The sequence below is a fragment of the Psychrosphaera ytuae genome (assembly GCF_017638545.1).
Taxonomy (GTDB): Bacteria; Pseudomonadota; Gammaproteobacteria; order Enterobacterales; family Alteromonadaceae; genus Psychrosphaera; species Psychrosphaera ytuae.
Genome location: NZ_CP072110.1, coordinates 2,416,855 through 2,434,861 on the forward strand (window position 1 = coordinate 2,416,855; position 18,007 = coordinate 2,434,861).

The window sequence follows — 18,007 nt, forward strand, 5'->3', positions numbered from 1 at the left end:
AGAACTATCGGGGAGAATTTTTACTGTTGTACATTTCTCGATCAGCAAGGCTAAGCAGCGAATCAGGATCGACTCCGTCATCAGGAAATCTTGCCGTACCAATGCTCACGCCTATCTCTATGACATTTCCAGAGAGGCTAAAAGGCTGCGTAATTGCGTGTGATACTTTATCTTTTACAGCTTCTACAACACGGTCGTCACCGTTGTCTGCAATTAAAATTACAAATTCGTCACCACCGTACCGAGCGATAATATCATCTCCGCGAATCTGTTGCTTTAATCGAGCCGCAACTAAGTTGAGTACTTTGTCACCGACAGCATGACCATGGACATCATTGACTTTTTTAAACCCATCTAAATCACAAAACAGCAGTGCAAATGAGGTTTGTTCTTCATCATCCGCAAAACATAAATCCTGGAGATGTTTATTGAGAAATAGACGATTGGGGATATTTGTCAATGCATCAGTATTAGCTGAACGAGATAACAAGCCCTCGGCTCGTTTAAACTCAGTCACATCCTTTGCGATGACAATAATACCAACGACTTCTTTTGTGTCAGCGCTGACATGAGGTAAGTAGCTAATGTATAAATAACTGAGGTGTATGCTATTTTTAGCCTGGATCCAAGATTTAAAATGCACAGGTTTGCCGTTGCTCATGCATTTTTCGATGTTGGGTTGGATAATATCTTCGAAGGTATGGGTATCAAACACTTGTTGTGGAGTGCAACCTATGAGTTCACGGCCGTTTAAACCGTAAAAGTCAGCGTAACTTTGGCTAATGTATTGGTACTTAGACTCTTTATCAATATACGCAAATAGGTCAAGACTATGACTTAACACAGTCGTAAAGACGCCTTGCATAAAATTGAATGCACTTTCCCTCATAAATCAACAGCTCCATGTTTGATCCACACTATATTAAGCAAATTCGGATAAAAATCTACCACCAATTGTAAATAAATTAGCCTATTTTTAATTAATTCACTTTATCTTCTGCGCTTTCATGTATAATCCGGCGCCAGATAAAAACCCGTCGCACATTTTTTGAAATTTGTTTTAAAATTTAACGTGGCGAAACACCCTTTTTGAGGAATACAAATGAGCCAGCCAAACGACCGTAAGGGCCTAAGAAACGTAGCGATCATTGCGCACGTTGACCACGGTAAAACAACGCTAGTTGACAAACTTCTAGCACAATCAGGTACGCTAGATTCTCGTACTGATTTAGATGAGCGAGTCATGGACTCGAATGACATCGAAAAAGAGCGTGGTATTACCATTCTTGCTAAAAACACGGCTATCGACTGGAACGGCTACCGTGTAAACATCGTAGATACTCCGGGACACGCCGACTTCGGTGGTGAAGTAGAACGTGTTATGTCAATGGTTGACTCTGTATTGCTAATCGTAGATGCGCAAGAAGGTCCGATGCCACAGACGCGTTTCGTTACTCAAAAAGCATTCGCTCAAGGCCTTAAGCCAATCGTTGTTATCAACAAAATTGACAAGCCAGGCGCACGTCCTGACTGGGTAATGGACCAAGTTTTTGACTTGTTCGACAACTTAGGTGCAACTGACGAACAGTTGGACTTCCAAGTTGTTTATGCCTCTGCACTTAACGGTTGGGCTTCTCATGAAGAAGACGTGACTGGTACAGACATGACGCCATTGTTCGAAACTATCATCGACCAAGTTCCAGCGCCAGAAGTGGATGCCGACGGTGCATTCCAAATGCAGGTTTCTCAGCTTGATTACAGCTCTTACTTAGGTGTTATCGGTGTTGGCCGTATCATGCGTGGCACTGTTAAACCGGGTCAACAAGTAACTGTTCAAACGGCTGCGGGCAAAATCCACAACGGTAAAGTTGGTAAAGTATTTGGTTACTTAGGTCTAGAGCGTTACGAAGCAGATTCAGCGACAGCAGGTGACATCATCGCTATCACAGGTCTTGGTGAACTTAAGATCTCTGACACTATCTGTTGTCCGACAGAAGTTGAGCCTCTACCGCCACTATCGGTTGATGAGCCAACAGTTACAATGACATTCCAGGTAAACACTTCGCCATTTGCTGGTCAAGAAGGTAAGTACGTTACTTCTCGTAACATCCTTGAACGTCTACAAAACGAATTGGTACACAACGTAGCACTACGCGTTGAAGAAACTGAAGATCCGGACAAGTTCCGCGTTTCAGGTCGTGGTGAATTACACTTAGGTATCTTAATCGAGAACATGCGTCGTGAAGGTTACGAATTAGCGGTATCTCGCCCTGAAGTAATCATGCGTGAAATCGACGGTGAAATTCAAGAACCGTACGAAACAGTAACCATCGACGTTGAAGAAGCACACCAAGGTTCTATCATGGAAAACATGGGCCTTCGTAAAGCTGAACTAACTGACATGGCACCAGATGGTAAAGGTCGTATCCGTATGGACTTCATCATGCCAAGCCGTGGTTTAATTGGTTTCCAAACTGAATTCATGACATTGACTTCTGGTTCTGGTCTTCTTTACCACACATTTATGGAATACGGTCCGCACAAAGGTGGTGAGATCGGTGCTCGTAAGAACGGTGTATTGATTGCAAACGCAACAGGTAAGGCACTAACTAACGCACTATTTAACCTTCAAGAACGCGGTCGTATGATGATCGGTCACGGTACTGAAGTATACGAAGGTATGATCATCGGTATTCACAGCCGTGACAACGACCTTACGGTTAATGCGCTTAAAGGTAAGCAGTTAACGAACGTTCGTGCATCTGGTACTGATGACGCACAGGTTCTTACTCCACCAATTATCATGACGCTTGAACAAGCACTTGAGTTCATCGACGATGACGAATTGGTAGAAATCACACCTGAAAACATCCGTATTCGTAAAAAGCACTTAACTGAAGCTGAGCGTAAGCGTGCTTCTCGTGCTAAAGGCTAATCCCTTTTAAAAACGATATCTGAAAAATCCCTGGCTTTGGCCGGGGATTTTTTTGTCTGCGATTTGATTATCGAGATATTAAAGGCTTGTATCTAATTTCACTGGCACGTTTGTTGAAACTTCTCTCATAAATAAAGTTTAAAGCGCAGCATTATGAGCGAAGGAAGTAGATGGAAGACCAACTAATACAAAGGTTTATTGAGGAAAATAAGTTACCTCAGTCATTTTATAATGTTGCACTAAAGTGGTTCATTCCAATCGCTGAACAACTTCATAAGCACAAAAATGAAGCACATACTCCTTTTTTTGTCGGCTTTAACGGATGTCAGGGGTCGGGAAAATCAACGCTTTGTGCATTTATCGAATATTACCTTGCTCGAGTTTATAAAGTTAATTCAGTCACCTTATCCTTAGATGATTTTTATTTATCTCGTCAACAACGACAGGCATTAGCGTCTGAAGTGCACCAGTTGTTTATTACCAGGGGCGTTCCGGGTACACATGATATGGCATCGCTGACTTCAGTGTTGCATAAGTTAAAGAATCGAGAACTTGGCTTTGCTATTCCAAGATTTAATAAAGCGACAGATAACCCACATCCCATCGAGGCTTGGGGCTTCATTGATAAGCCCGTTGAATTGGTTTTAATAGAAGGTTGGTGCTGGGGCACTCGTCCGCAATCGCCTTTTCAGCTAAGTGAGCCCGTTAACAGTCTAGAAGAAAAAGAGGATGGCAAAGGAGTTTGGCGCCAGTATTCGGACCGAGTTCTCGAACAAGCTTTTTTGCCTTTGTACAACTTAATGGACTTTTGGATCATGCTCAAGGCGCCGAGCTTTGATTGTGTTTTTGAATGGCGGTTAGAGCAGGAGCAGAGGCTTAGAGCTGTTGCTTCTAAAAATGCATCTGGATTGATGACTGCTAACCAACTGCGCCGATTTGTTTCACATTATCAAAGGCTCACTGAACACACACTTAATAGTCATCGCAATTTTGATTTAGTAATAGAGCTAGCTCCTGATCGCAGTATCAACCAGGTCGTTTCACGCCCAATATCAGGAGTAAAGTAATGAGCGATGTCCCAGCTTTTGTTGTTTTTACTGACCTAGATGGCACCCTGCTAGACCACTTTGACTACAACTTTGAAGCCGCCAAGCCGACCTTATTACAACTTCAGCACGCCAGTATTCCCGTAATTCCAAATACGAGTAAAACTTTTGCCGAGCTTAAAGTGATCACTGAACAAATCGGCCTTAACACGCCTTTTATTGTCGAAAATGGGGCTGCGGTTTATATACCTCGGGATTATTTTCCCCAAGTACCGCAGGGGTGTGTGCAAATAGATGAGTTTTGGTGTAAATCGTTTACGATTGCAAGAGACGAAATTTTAGATTTCTTAAATCAGCTTCCCTCGAGTTTATGTGATGCATTTATTGGTTTTTCACAAATGAGCTCAGATCAAATCGCATTAGAAACCGGCCTGTCTAAACAAGACGCTTTGTTAGCGTCCAAAAAACAATTCAGCGAGCCCATTAAGTGGCTAGGTAACGAGCGTCAAAAGCAACAGTTGGCGATTTATTTGTCCGACCGTGGTGCAAATATGTTGGAAGGGGGACGTTTTTTTCACATTAGCGGGCAAACCAATAAAGGCCATGCAATGCAATGGCTTACAAATGAATTCAGATTACAGTTTGGTGTAGAGCACTCAATTAAAGGTGGACTAATGACCATCGCCTTAGGAGATAGCTACAACGATATCGACATGTTGGAAGTTGCTGATGTTGCTGTTCAAATCCGCTCTCACAAACACGCATATCCTAGGCTCAAACGCACAGAGTCATTAATTCAAACATCGCAAATGGGGCCTGAGGGCTGGGCTGAAGGCATTAATCAAATAATTAAAGAGTTTCATAAATAGTGTGAGAGCACGAGGAGACAACGATGGCAGACTTTTATCAAAACGGTGTGGTCACCACGATGCATAACTTAACCCAACGCAGCACGGAGGACTTGGAAAAGGAGTTGATTTCGTTTGCGAAGTCTCGGCCGCTTGGTTTGATTTTACCGAGTTTGTATTCTGAGCTTCAAGGACCTGCATTGAGTAAGATAGTCCGAAACTTGACTAATGTTCCGTATTTAAATCAGATTGTTATCGGTCTCGACAGAGCCAACCTACAAGAATACCAACACGCTTTGTCATTTTTTGACGAATTACCACAACATCACCGTATATTGTGGAATGATGGGCCGAGACTACAAGCACTGCACAAAAAGTTAGACAAATTGGGTCTGGCTCCCACTGAATTAGGAAAAGGTCGTAACGTTTGGTATTGCATGGGCTATGTGTTAGCAACTGAGCGGGCGGAAGCTGTCGCACTTCACGATTGTGATATTACGACGTACGACCGTCAGTTATTGGCACGCTTGATTTACCCAGTGGCCAACCCTTTACTGCACTTTGAGTTTAGTAAGGGGTTTTATGCACGAGTCGCGAACGACAAGTTAAATGGCCGAGTTACCCGCCTGTTAGTCACTCCCTTGTTAAAAGCATTGCAAAAAGTATTGGGTTACAACGAGTATTTAGAGTACATGGATAGCTTTAGGTATTCGTTATCGGGTGAGTTTTCGTTTCGACGTGATGTCCTAAATGACCTGCGTATACCAAGTGATTGGGGACTAGAGATAGGTGTACTGTCCGAAATGCATCGCAATTATGGTGCTAACCGCATTTGTCAGGTCGATATCGCCGATAATTACGACCACAAACACCAAGACGTGTCTTTTGAAAGCACCGAGGCGGGTTTATCTAAGATGTCCATCGACATCACCAAAGCGCTCTTTAGAAAGTTAGCTACACAAGGGCACGTAATTAATGCCGAAAATCTCCGTACCATCAAAGCAACCTATTTTAGGATCGCCCTAGACTATATCGAAACCTACCGCAGTGATGCGTTAATTAATGGCTTGAGTTTGGATATTCACCTAGAGGAACAATCGGTCGAAATGTTTGCCAAAAACATCATGGAAGCAGGCGAACTATTTAATGCCAACCCGATGCAAACACCGTTTATTCCATCTTGGAGTCGAGTTGTTAGCGCCATGCCGTCTGTACTCAGTGAATTAAAACAAGCGGTTGAAGAGGACTATCAAGAGTTTAGCGGCCATTTAAAAAAGCCAACATTGGCGACGGCATAGAATTTAAGTGGAATAGGAGCGGGCGATGGCACAAATTGATTTAACCCAAAAATTGGTTCAACAACTTACCGTGATTTATCAAGACGTGGAAGCGGTGTCCGATTATGAAGGCTTGGCACAACGTCTATTGACCGAAATGCGAACGGCGGAAAGCTTTAAAGTCCCAGAGCCATTTGCTAATCACTGGTCAGAGAAAGACGTAGTCATGATCACCTATGGTGACTCAGTACAAAGCGAAGGTGAAAAGCCGTTACAGACCTTACAGCGCTTTATGACGACGTTTACCGACGATACGATAAATAGCGTGCATATATTGCCGTTTTTTCCGTATAGCTCCGATGATGGTTTTTCGGTCATTGACTATTCTTCGGTGAATGATGGTCTAGGAGATTGGCAGGACATCTCTGATATTGCTAGCGAACGAAAATTAATGGCCGATTTGGTAATAAACCATTGCTCGAGTCGCAGTGCTTGGTTCCAAAACTTTATAAAAGGCGAAGGCAAGGGTCACGATTACTTTTTTACCGCCAGCTTATCGGATGATTTGTCTAAAGTCGTTAGACCGAGAACGTCACCTTTACTCAGACCGACAGAAACCGCAAATGGACTGCAGCAAGTTTGGTGTACATTCAGTCATGATCAGGTTGACTTGGACTTTCGCAATCCTGAGGTGTTGGTGACCTTTGTGTCGATAATTCGTCAGTACCTCGATGCCGGTGTTCGTATTTTCAGACTCGATGCCGTGGCGTTTTTGTGGAAGATCCCGGGTGGTCCTTGTATTAACTTACCTCACACTCATGAGGTGATTCGTTTGCTGCGTAGCTTGATTGAGCACACGGTATCAGACGCGTTAATCATCACCGAAACCAACATTCCAAACAGTCAAAACCTGACTTACTTTGGTAATGCCAATGAAGCGCATGCGATCTACAACTTTTCTTTGCCACCACTGCTGGTCAACGCTCTCATAACCGGCAGTTGCCAATACCTTAAGCGCTGGTTAATGAGTATGCCGCCGTCTCAAAATGGCACCTTTTATTTTAATTTTATTGCCTCGCACGATGGTATTGGTTTACGTCCAGCAGAAGGTCTTTTGTCCGAGCAAGAAATTTATACTCTGGTCAACACCATGCAAGAGCGCGGTGGTCGTGTATCGTGGCGAACCGGTGAACAAGGTGAACAAAAGCCCTACGAAATCAATATTGCACTATTTGATGCATTACAGGGCACAGTTGACGGTGAGGACAGCAAAGGATTAGAGCGCTATTTATGTGCTCATGCCGTAATGCTGGGCTTAGAAGGCGTTCCGGGCATTTATATTCACTCCTTGATTGGTACTCGTAACGACTATGACAAAATAAAACACACCGGCCAAAACCGCTCTATTAACCGACATAATTGGCAATTTAATGAACTCGAAGCGGTACTTAGTAATAAGTTTAACGAGCACCACAAAGTACTATCGAGACTAAAAGCGTTAATTACAATTCGTATCAAACAAGCCGCTTTTCATCCCAATGCGGTACAGTTTGTATTGCATTTAGGCTCAAAGCTGTTTGGCTTTTGGCGACAAAGTTTGGATCGAAAACAAAGTATATTTTGCGTCAGTAATGTGAGTAACGAAGAGGTACCGCTTAGGTTGTCTGAGTTGAACTTAGTGATTAATAATCAATGGTGGGATTTGATTTCGGATAATGAAATTGCCGACATAAGCGCCGAATTACCACTCAAACCATACCAAACGGTATGGCTGAGTAATAAAATTTGAGTTTGCTTTGGTGAGAGATTAGCGCAGAAGCCAAGCTCTGAATTTTTTGCCTTTAAGCTTGCCTTCTTCCAGCTGCTTGGCGGCTTTTTTGGCGATGCTTTTATTAACGGCGACATAGCTGTACATGCTAAACATATTGATTTTGCCGATATCGTCACCCGAAATACTGTCGTTTGACGTAAGCGCTCCTAAGATGTCACCTGGGCGAATCTTCTGCTTTTTACCACCGTTAATACGGATAGTACGCATCTCGGCTTTGACCACTGGATTTTGCAAAACTGAATCATTAGGTAAATCAGAATAACTGATGGTTCTGTCTAGGTAATCTTCAATTAAACCAATTTTGTATCCATCATTTGGGCCTACTAGGCTAGCAGCTAAACCTTTTTGGCCGGCGCGACCAGTACGGCCGATACGGTGGATGTGCACTTCAGTATCGTGTGCAAGTTGGTAATTAATTACTAACTCCAAGTCTTTTATGTCTAAACCGCGGGCAGCGACGTCAGTAGCCACCAGAACGGTTCGGCTACCGTTGCTAAACTGACTTAGTACTTGATCGCGATCTCTTTGTTCTAAGTCACCATGCAGTGCCGCCACGTCAAAGCCTAAGTCGTACAAATCATCTGCGACAAGCTGAGTTTCTTTTTTGGTGTTACAAAACACGACGGCTGATTTAGCTTGGTGTTTCATTAAAAGTAATTCAGTGGCGGCAAGGCGCTCATCGTTATCAGCAATTTCGTAAAACGCTTGATTGATGCTCGAGGCTTCGTGGTTAGATTCGACTTTTACTTTAATTGGGTTACGCAAAAAGCGATTAGCGACTTTTTCGACATTGCTTTCGAATGTGGCACTAAATAATAGAGTTTGGCGCTCTGTAGGAGCTGCTTCAATGACTGCATCCATCGCTGACTGAAACCCCATTTCCAACATGCGGTCTGCTTCGTCTAAAACCAGAGTATTAAGTTCTGACAAATCGATGCGGTCTTTATTTAAGTGATCTTCAATACGACCTGGCGTACCAACCAATATGTGTGCACCGTGCTCCAGTGAGCTGATTTGCGGGCTCATTGGTGTGCCGCCACATAGAGTTAATACCTTTATATTGTGAATGCCACGAGCGAGCGTTCGGATTTCTTTAGCGACTTGGTCGGCCAGTTCTCGCGTAGGGCATAACACCAAGGCCTGAACGCGAAACCGTTTAACATCTAAATTTTGTAAAATACCCAATGAAAATGCCGCGGTTTTACCAGAGCCTGTTTTTGCTTGTCCAATGACGTCTTTTCCCTCGATGATGGTAGGTAAGCTTTGGGCCTGAATGTCCGTCATGGAAGTAAAGTCGAGACTTTTTAAGGTCGCGAGCAATTCGGGTTTGAGTTGAATGGTATCAAAAGCTGGGGCGGTCACTGTTTTACTCACTTATCGATTGGGATTGGCTATTAGTTCGCTGGGAATGGCGGGATTCTAACAGAACCAGCCCAACTGTGCTGAACTAACTCTCAGGTTATTTTGGCGTAGAGAGTTTTAATAAGTTGATCAGGTCAGATTCCATTTCGTCGGCTAACTTACCATTGATAAGTCCGGCCGATACGCTACCGCCAAAATTGGTGTACATCACTACTGTGACATTGGTCTCTATATCCGCCATATCTGCATTGGAAGAAGGTTCGATGACATAATGTGAATAGGCAAACCCTCGAACTGTTCTTTTTTCTACTTCCACGTGCAAGTCTGACGGGATAAAGCGCATTTCTAAACGATCAGAGGAACGTTGCGTGTCGCTCAAAAAAACAAAGCTGCGGTCAGTGATAGGCCACGGCATGTCAATATTGGTATAAACAATTGCCTTGTCGTCTGTGATTTGTCTTAGTGTTTTAGAAGACTTACAACGACTGAGCCATTGCCAACAAGCGTCATTCTGAGGAAATAATAATACGGCTTGGTCAAATGGCACGGACAAACTCAAGGTGGCTTTTACTGCTTTGAAGTCAAAATCGTCTATAGTTGCAGTTTCAATTGAGTATTTGGGTTCGACAATTTCTGGCTGCCATTTTAGATTTGCGTAGGTACTGATCTGTTCTGGAATACCGTATTTTTCAAGTTCATTGGCATCTGCCTTTGCGATACTAACCACAACCACCAAGCTCAACAACAAACTAGTACTCAAAACAAAGCGATTAAACGTCATAACCCAAAGCCCAGTATCTCAACTATTCACCATCAGATGAATAAAGGTTAGTCTATTTTTACTAATTTTAAATTCACTTTGGCTTTTTTGATGATACTACTAAGAAGCATACTAAACGGCAGGCACTCAGCTAGTTAGGCGGTACTATGTTCGTTGGTGGAACAAGTTGCTCAACATGTGGTGAACTTAATTAAATCTAAAGTGCCAGGAGAATTCGAAATGAAACAAACTTTAATTTTATTATTATTTTTTAGCTTTAGTCCCTTAGCGTCCGACATAAAGTATAGCTTTGGTTATGGGGCTCTAACAAGTGGGGTAGGTGCTAGGCTATCTGTCACTGAGGGACAAAATACAGCATTTATTTCTACGGGTTGCTGGAATGTTTTTGCAGAGTCGTTAGAAGGTAATGCCTGTGGTGGTACTTTTGGGCTACAAAGTAGTTACCTTTTTCCCGGCAACAATCATACCTTTGGATTAGCATATGGAAATTTAGATTATGAAGTTGATCCTGTAACCGGGGCAGACTCTACCATCTACGGGGTAAGTATAAATTATAGTTACTTTATGAATGGGATGGGAGAATCAGGAGCATGGATTGGGGCTGGCTATGGTAATGGCTCTGGCGACTATAAAGATATTAGTGAAGTTTTTCTTAATATTGGATACCAGTTTTAAATTGTTGCACTAGTCCACACTAATTGTATTTGATTGATAACATTTAACAATTGAGTTTGATGTTCTAAATCAATAGGCAAGTTAAATGTCTAGAGCAGTCTATAATTAAAGAAGCCCAAGTATTTCAACTTGGGCTTCTTTGTTAAGCTTTAGGACTAACAAGTAGAGTAAAAGCGCTACTACATCATGCCGCCCATACCACCCATGCCGCCCATGTCAGGCATTGCTGGGCCTGAAGATGCGTCTTGATGTGCGTCTGTTACCATTGCTTCGGTAGTTAGCATTAGGCCAGCTACTGACGCAGCAAACTGCAGTGCACTACGGGTTACTTTAGTAGGGTCTAGGATACCTTCTTCAACTAAGTCAGCGTAGGTGCTGTTTGCAGCGTTGTAACCAAAGTTACCTTCGCCTTCTTTAACCTTGTTAACAACTACTGATGACTCGTCGCCAGAGTTGAACGCGATTTGACGAAGCGGTGCTTCCATCGCACGAAGTGCAATCTTGATACCGTGAGTTTGGTCTTCGTTGTCACCTTTAAGATCAGCAATCTTAGCCGCAACACGAACTAGTGCTGTACCACCACCTGCAACGATACCTTCTTGAACCGCTGCGCGAGTTGCGTGTAGTGCATCGTCAACGCGGTCTTTTTTCTCTTTCATTTCAACTTCTGTTGCTGCACCAACTTTAATCACTGCAACACCGCCAGATAGTTTAGCTAGACGCTCTTGAAGTTTTTCTTTGTCGTAGTCAGACGTTGACTCTTCGATTTGTGCTTTGATTTGTGCAACGCGGCCATCAATGCCTTCTTGCTCACCGGCACCGTCGATAACCGTTGTGTCATCTTTAGTGATAACAACGCGCTTAGCAGTACCTAGGTCTTCTAGCTGAGCTTTTTCTAGCTCCATGCCAATCTCTTCTGAGATAACTGTTGCACCAGTAAGGATAGCGATGTCTTGTAACATTGCTTTACGACGGTCACCAAAACCAGGAGCTTTTACTGCAGAAACTTTAACGATACCGCGCATGTTGTTAACAACTAATGTTGCTAATGCTTCGCCTTCTAGATCTTCAGCGATGATAAGAAGTGGTTTACCCGCTTTTGCAACAGCTTCTAACGTAGGAAGTAATTCACGGATGTTAGAGATTTTTTTATCAACCAATAAGATGAATGGGTTGTCTAGTTCAACCGTGCCATTTTCTTGGTTAGTGATGAAGTAAGGAGATAGGTAACCGCGGTCAAACTGCATACCTTCAACTACGTCAAGTTCAGTTTCAAGTGCTTGGCCTTCTTCAACTGTGATAACGCCTTCTTGACCAACGCGTTCCATCGCTTCAGCGATGATGTTACCGATTTCTGCATCAGAGTTTGCAGAGATAGTGCCTACTTGAGCAATTGCTTTTGAGTCTGCACAAGGTACAGATAATTCTTTTAGCTCTTCGATTGCCGCTTTAACCGCTTTGTCGATACCGCGCTTAAGATCCATTGGGTTCATCTCAGCGGCAACTGCTTTGATACCTTCGTTGATAATAGCTTGCGCTAAAACAGTTGCGGTAGTTGTACCGTCACCGGCTTCATCATTGGCTTTAGAAGCAACTTCTTTAACCATCTGTGCGCCCATGTTTTCAAACTTGTCTTCAAGCTCGATTTCTTTTGCAACAGATACACCGTCTTTAGTGATCGTTGGGCCACCAAATGATTTATCTAAAACGACGTTACGACCTTTTGGACCTAACGTGACTTTAACTGCGTCTGCTAAGATGTTCACACCCGCTAACATTTTTACGCGAGCGTCATTACCAAATTTTACGTCTTTAGCTGCCATGATATTTGATTCCTATTGTTCGAGTAAAAGGGGATTATTCTACGATTGCTAAGATGTCTGATTCAGACATGATTAGCACTTCTTGGCCGTCAAGCTTTTCTGTTTTGACGCCGTACCCTTCGCTAAAGATAACTGTGTCGCCAACTTTAACGTCTAAAGGACGAACGTCACCGTTTTCTAAAATACGACCGTTACCAACTGCAATGACTTCACCGCGAGTCGACTTTTCTGCTGCAGATCCAGTCAGAACAATGCCGCCTGCTGATTTGGTTTCTTGCTCGTTGCGCTTAACGATTAAGCGGTCGTGTAGAGGACGAATGCTCATTGGTCATTATCTCCGATATATGTGTGTTTATAATGAGCCACGCACAGTGCGTGACAAACTAAAATCTTTGTGTGCTTGTATATAGGGGTGGGAACACAGAATCCAAGTCTGGACGAATAAATTTTTTTAAAATTTTTTGGAATAATTTTAGAGGTATCAAGAATGAACGCCGTTTATAACAAGATGCATAATTTTAGCGGCTTTACGGAGTATGTATGGTTACTGATAACGAGGCGTAACAATACACCGACTACTTTTTGATGTATTCGTATACTTCTTTAATATCGTAGTGGCCAAGCGCCTCGCAAATTTCGACAGTTTCGACAAAGTCGAGTTTGCGTTCACCACGTTCGTATTTAGAGACATAGCTTTGCGGTCGGTCTAGACGTTTCGCGAGTTCTTCTTGAGATAAGCCTGACTCTTTGCGAATGTCTTTGAGGAATTGCCGAAAGCGCTGTTGTCTTTCATCCCAGATTCGGTTCATGGCGCAACGATAAACCTGAGCTACAAATATCCCATTTTGGGATATTTTCGTTGCGATAGCCGCATTTATCTTTTATCGTGGGGTTATTGCTTTTGTTGGGCTTTAGTTAAAACAACAGCAATATAAATGGTCAAATAAAAGCGCGTGAAGAGTTGAGGTATGTCCTTTACTTGTTACGCGCTTTTTTTGCTTTAAGGCCAATATTTACAAACAAACTTTTTTGATCAGCTTTGTCAGCATGTCTTGGGTAGGATTGATCTGATCAAATGCCAAAAACTCATTGGGTTGGTGCGCTTGATGGATGGAGCCTGGGCCAAATACCCACGTTTGAGCGCCGACGGATTGGATAAAAGGGGCCTCCGTACAGTAGTCTACGGCACAACAGGACTTTCCAGCAATTTCTTCAAGTACGTGACTGAAGTTTTGGTGTTCGACATCAAGCTGCTGAAAACTAGGACAGGGTAAGTGCAATGCGTCCACGGTGATTCGCTCGGGATGTTTTAACTGTAGAGGTTTTAAAGTATTTTCTAACAACAGCAATAAGTCTTTGTCTTGTAATCCAGGCAATGCTCGCATATCAATATCTAAATAACACTCTCCACAAATTCGGTTGGCGTTGTCTCCGCCTTTAATCGCGCCAAAGTTGAGAGTGGGGTAGTCGGTTTCAAACTGTTGATTAGTAAATGACTGCATTAAGTTTGACTTTAGGTGCTGTAATTCTCGGATCACAGCGGCCATGATTTCTATGGCGTTGACGCCTAAGTGAGGCTTGCTTGAATGCCCCGATTGGCCACGGACCGAAATCCGATGAGACATATGGCCTTTATGCATATTAACAGGTTGAAGCTCTGTCGGTTCACCTATGATAGCCACGTCTGGTTTTATAAGTTGTTGCTCGGCAAACAAACGGGCACCGGCCATGGTGGTTTCTTCGTCGGCAGTTGCCAATATATATAGTGGTTTTTTTAGTTTTTTATGTTGGTTCGATTCGACAAGTGATTTACATGCTTCCAAGATAAAAGCAAAAAAGCCTTTCATGTCACAGGTGCCGAGGCCATAGAAGCGTTCGTTATCTTCCTTGATGACAAACGGATCGGTATCCCAACGTAATTCGTCGTAGGGCACAGTGTCTGAATGTCCAGAGAGAAGTAAGCCACCTTCGCCGTTACCTAATTTAGCCAGTAAATTGTATTTGGGCTTAAGCACTTCATCACAATGACTGACAACCTGCTCTATTTTAATTTCAAAGCCCAGTGTCTCGAACCAGCTAGACAATGTATCTATGAGAGGTTTGTTGGATTGATCCCAGCTGATTAACGAAGAGCTGATCGATGGTGTGGCAATGAGTTCAGTCATGGCCTGTTTGAACGATGGCAAAGATTTTTGTGTTTGAGAATAAGTCATAAAATTTTAACAAAATAATTATGTTGATTTATTGCATAATAATTCATGTGGTGTTACTTTTCTATCATTAGTATAAATAATCTAATTTTTCTAATTGAATAATTTTTCAGTTTTTTGTGGATTGATATAAATGTCGGTGTCGAAGGTAGCAATAATTGGTGCAAGTGGTTATGTAGGAGCTGAGCTGGTGGGTCTTTTGACTCGTCACCCCTATGTGTCATTACGCGACCTTGTCGTATCCGAACACAGTGATTCCGACGCGAGACCTTTCTCCGAGTTGCATGCTCGGTGGCAGGGGATATGTGATGTACCCCTGCAATCTTTTTCGCGTCAATGGTTCGACTCGGCGGTAGTGGATTTAGACGCGGTATTTTTAGCGACACCTCATGAGTTTGCTGCGACGTGGGCGGGAGAGTTTTTAGTACATGGTGTAAAGGTTTTTGATCTCTCGGCCGCATTTCGTTTGAACAGCCCTGATTTATACATTAATCATTATGGTTTTGAGCATCAATATCCCAAGTTACTTAAAGAAGCTTGTTATGGCCTAGCGGAATGGCTACATGAAGATGTTACTGAACAGACCCTTTTTGCCCTACCTGGGTGTTACCCCACCGCTAGTCTATTGGCCTTAAAACCGCTAGCTCACTGCCAACTAAACCAATCCGGATTAATCGTGGTCAACGGTACGAGTGGTGTAAGTGGGGCAGGAAGAAATGCAAACCTAGCGACGAGCTTCAATGAAGTGAGCTTAAGGCCTTACCAAATATTACAACACAGACATCAACCTGAGATCAGTCAAGAGGCTGGAGCACCGGTTGTATTTAATCCTCATTTGGCGCCATTTAAAAGAGGGCTACTCGCTACCGTGACATTGCAATTAAAGTCGCACGTTAGCGAACAGGATGTCACTCAGGCGTATGCCAATGCGTACGATAAGACCCCACTGGTTAGATTAAAAAAACAGTGGCCACAAATTGATGATGTGACCTTTACGCCATTTGCGGATCTCCATTGGCAGTTTGACGATTTGTCTAAAACACTGGTTGTCTGTGTCGCGATTGATAATTTGCTCAAAGGGGCGGCTTCTCAAGCCGTTCAGTGTTTTAACTTGTCATTGGGGCTGCCAAGTGAATTCAGCCTCATTACTGACAACTGGCAGGCCGTTACAGACCCAAAAGGAGTGGCGCTAGCATGACAAACATAAGCCCTATCGTCATTAAAATTGGAGGTGCGATCCTGACTCGCACTGGTGCTTTATTAAAGCTGGCAGAAACACTCAAAACCTTAAAACACGAATACCCTAGCTTACCGGTGGTGTTGGTTCACGGCGGTGGTGTGACGGTCGATGAAATGCTCAACCAAGCTGGGTTTGTGACTGAAAAACAAAATGGCGCACGTATTACGCCTCAAGAACATATGCCAATTATCACCGGTGCTCTGGCCGGTCACGTTAACAAAACAGTTGTGAGTCAATTCCATCAATCCGGATTAAATGCCGTTGGCATTTCCCTGTTTGATGGAGGGATGACTCGCTGTGAATTGAATCCATTAAATATTGGTCACGTTGGCGTACCAGAAGCTCAAGACTCAACCTTACTAAAGTTGTTGTTGGCGTCTGGTTTTTTACCCGTCATCTCTTCCATTGGATGTTTGGATAACGGTGAATTGGTTAACCTCAACGCAGATGATGCCGCTGTTGAAGTCTGCAAGTTACTCGACGGTGAGTTACTTTTATTAACCGACGTTAACGGTGTAATGGATGGTAATGGTCAGTTTTTATCAAGCCTAACCGAAACGGATGCACTCCAACTCATTAGTAACGGCGTTATCTCTGGTGGCATGACCATAAAGATAACCGCAGCGTTTCAGGCTGCAAATCAACTCCGACGAACCATCGCGGTTGCCAGTTGGGAATCGCCAGAGCAAATCTTAACTTTGTTATCTGGCCAAACCATAGGTACCCGCATTATCCCAAGCCAACACGGCTAAAGGTATGAGCCCGCTGTCTTTACGGAGACCTTAAACGGCTCATTCAACATTATTTTTGTAGCCAGTGATGTCTTCTTTGATGTCGCTGAGCTCTAGTGCGACTCAAATTTAAGTGAATTTATTATGCAAACACTTCATCAGATGCGTCATTTTGTCGCGGATCATCAACTGACTCAAAGCCAGTTACTCAGTTTTATTGACCTAGCCAAAACGGTCAAAGCAGAACCCGAAAAGTTCAGCTCAGTATTGGCGGGCAAAACCATTGCAATGTTATTTGAAAAACCATCCTTGCGCACCATGGTGAGCTTTGAGGTCGGGATCAAAAAGCTCGGTGGCCACGCAATTAACCTTGGTCAACAAAACGGAAAGCTAGGCGAACGCGAGCGGACTAAAGATTATGCCAAAAACTTATCTTGTTTTGTCGATGGTATTGTTGCACGTGTGTTTGAACACGAGGCCATATTGGAATTAGCTGACGAAGGCTCAGTGCCTGTGGTCAATGCCTTGTGTGATTGGTACCACCCTTGTCAGGGACTGGCGGATTTTGTCACGCTATCGGAGTACTACCCGGATTTGTCGAAAGTTCGTTTAGCGTATGTAGGTGACAGCAACAACGTATCTAATTCTTTAATGACCCTAGCGGCAACACTGGGCATGGACTTTACCTTGATCTGCCCGGAAGGACATGAACCTGCACCCCACATTGTCGAGCAAACAGAGTTTTTGTATCAAGAAGTCAATGCGGGCAATGGCAAGGGAAAACTGACGATTAGCCATGATCTGACGTACCTAAATCGACAAGAAGGTCAACAAGATGTGATTTATACCGACACCTGGATTTCAATGGGGGGCGAGTTAGATACGCAATCAAACGCATACAAAACTTTGATGGCTAAATTTGCGCCTTATCAAGTTAACCATAAGCTCATGCAAAGATCTGGTGCAACCAAAGTGATGCACTGCCAACCTGCTCACTTGGAGCAAGAAATTACCACTGAGTTATTTGACGATGCGAATAAATCGATTGTTTTTCAGCAGGCAGAAAATCGTTTGTGGGCACAGTGCGCCGTTTTAGTTTCGATATTTTCACCCAAGCTAGCACTTTTTAACCAAACCCATTCAGACCAGAACTACACAAAGCAAACAGCGACAGAACCGTCATCCTCGGAGCCGACATTGTCGATGCTGACTAAGAGTTCCAGCACCCCGCTTAGTGTGTAGTAACCA

16 protein-coding genes are annotated in these 18,007 nt (G+C 43.4%); 9 read left to right on the top strand and 7 right to left on the bottom strand.

All coding sequences use genetic code 11. The features are described 5' to 3' along the window. Nucleotides 1-4: 4 nt before the first annotated feature. Nucleotides 5-889 (bottom strand): diguanylate cyclase domain-containing protein, encoded by an 885-nt coding sequence (locus J1N51_RS10805; protein ID WP_208831241.1) that lies wholly within the window; start codon nt 887-889, stop codon nt 5-7. Nucleotides 890-1,102: 213 nt separating this feature from the next. Between J1N51_RS10805 and typA the strand changes: the two genes are divergently transcribed. From typA to J1N51_RS10830, 5 genes are all read left to right on the top strand, one after another. Next, on the top strand, nt 1,103-2,935 hold the full coding sequence (gene typA, locus J1N51_RS10810) for a translational GTPase TypA (RefSeq protein WP_208831243.1): 1,833 nt from the start codon (nt 1,103-1,105) through the stop codon (nt 2,933-2,935). A 170-nt stretch (nt 2,936-3,105) separates the two neighbouring features. Next, on the top strand, nt 3,106-4,002 hold the full coding sequence (locus tag J1N51_RS10815; protein ID WP_208831245.1) for a kinase: 897 nt from the start codon (nt 3,106-3,108) through the stop codon (nt 4,000-4,002). Beyond that, nucleotides 4,002-4,850, top strand: coding sequence for an HAD-IIB family hydrolase (locus tag J1N51_RS10820; protein WP_208831254.1), 849 nt, complete (start codon nt 4,002-4,004; stop codon nt 4,848-4,850). Before J1N51_RS10815 ends, J1N51_RS10820 begins: the two co-directional genes overlap by 1 nt. Before the next feature lie 23 nt (nt 4,851-4,873). Next, nucleotides 4,874-6,127: a glycosyltransferase family protein gene (locus J1N51_RS10825; RefSeq protein ID WP_208831256.1), complete on the top strand. Its 1,254-nt coding sequence runs from the start codon at nt 4,874-4,876 to the stop codon at nt 6,125-6,127. A 25-nt stretch (nt 6,128-6,152) separates the two neighbouring features. Further along, nucleotides 6,153-7,895, top strand: a complete 1,743-nt coding sequence (locus J1N51_RS10830; protein WP_208831258.1) for a sugar phosphorylase — start codon at nt 6,153-6,155, stop codon at nt 7,893-7,895. A gap of 18 nt (nt 7,896-7,913) precedes the next feature. On the opposite strand, the gene dbpA is transcribed toward J1N51_RS10830, so the two are convergent. Next, the gene (gene dbpA, locus J1N51_RS10835) at nt 7,914-9,311 is read right to left on the bottom strand and encodes an ATP-dependent RNA helicase DbpA (protein WP_208831260.1); all 1,398 of its coding nucleotides are present in this window, start codon (nt 9,309-9,311) and stop codon (nt 7,914-7,916) included. 85 nt (nt 9,312-9,396) lie between these two features. Then, a complete protein-coding gene (locus J1N51_RS10840; protein ID WP_208831262.1) occupies nt 9,397-10,080 on the bottom strand; it encodes an START domain-containing protein in 684 nt (227 codons plus the stop codon). A gap of 219 nt (nt 10,081-10,299) precedes the next feature. Between J1N51_RS10840 and J1N51_RS10845 the strand changes: the two genes are divergently transcribed. After that, entirely contained in the window at nt 10,300-10,755 is a 456-nt protein-coding gene (locus tag J1N51_RS10845; protein ID WP_208831263.1) for a hypothetical protein, read from the top strand. Nucleotides 10,756-10,934: 179 nt separating this feature from the next. Here the strand turns inward: J1N51_RS10845 and groL are convergent, their stop codons facing one another. The 4 genes from groL to argE form a co-directional block, all read right to left on the bottom strand. Further along, entirely contained in the window at nt 10,935-12,578 is a 1,644-nt protein-coding gene (gene groL, locus J1N51_RS10850; RefSeq protein ID WP_208831265.1) for a chaperonin GroEL, read from the bottom strand. A gap of 34 nt (nt 12,579-12,612) precedes the next feature. Then, a complete protein-coding gene (locus J1N51_RS10855) occupies nt 12,613-12,903 on the bottom strand; it encodes a co-chaperone GroES (RefSeq protein ID WP_208831267.1) in 291 nt (96 codons plus the stop codon). A gap of 250 nt (nt 12,904-13,153) precedes the next feature. Continuing rightward, the gene (locus J1N51_RS10860; RefSeq protein WP_208831269.1) at nt 13,154-13,387 is read right to left on the bottom strand and encodes a helix-turn-helix domain-containing protein; all 234 of its coding nucleotides are present in this window, start codon (nt 13,385-13,387) and stop codon (nt 13,154-13,156) included. Nucleotides 13,388-13,591: 204 nt separating this feature from the next. Further along, complete coding sequence (argE, locus tag J1N51_RS10865; protein ID WP_208831272.1) at nt 13,592-14,791, bottom strand: acetylornithine deacetylase; 1,200 nt, start codon at nt 14,789-14,791, stop codon at nt 13,592-13,594. A gap of 130 nt (nt 14,792-14,921) precedes the next feature. Between argE and argC the strand changes: the two genes are divergently transcribed. From argC to J1N51_RS10880, 3 genes are all read left to right on the top strand, one after another. After that, entirely contained in the window at nt 14,922-15,986 is a 1,065-nt protein-coding gene (argC, locus tag J1N51_RS10870) for an N-acetyl-gamma-glutamyl-phosphate reductase (RefSeq protein ID WP_208831274.1), read from the top strand. Continuing rightward, nucleotides 15,983-16,780 carry an acetylglutamate kinase gene (argB, locus tag J1N51_RS10875; RefSeq protein ID WP_208831276.1) on the top strand — a complete coding sequence of 266 codons (798 nt, stop codon included), beginning with the start codon at nt 15,983-15,985 and terminating at the stop codon, nt 16,778-16,780. The genes argC and argB overlap by 4 nt, the downstream gene beginning before the upstream one ends. 141 nt (nt 16,781-16,921) lie before the next feature. Next, nucleotides 16,922-18,001, top strand: coding sequence for an ornithine carbamoyltransferase (locus J1N51_RS10880; protein ID WP_208833405.1), 1,080 nt, complete (start codon nt 16,922-16,924; stop codon nt 17,999-18,001). Nucleotides 18,002-18,007 lie beyond the last annotated feature (6 nt).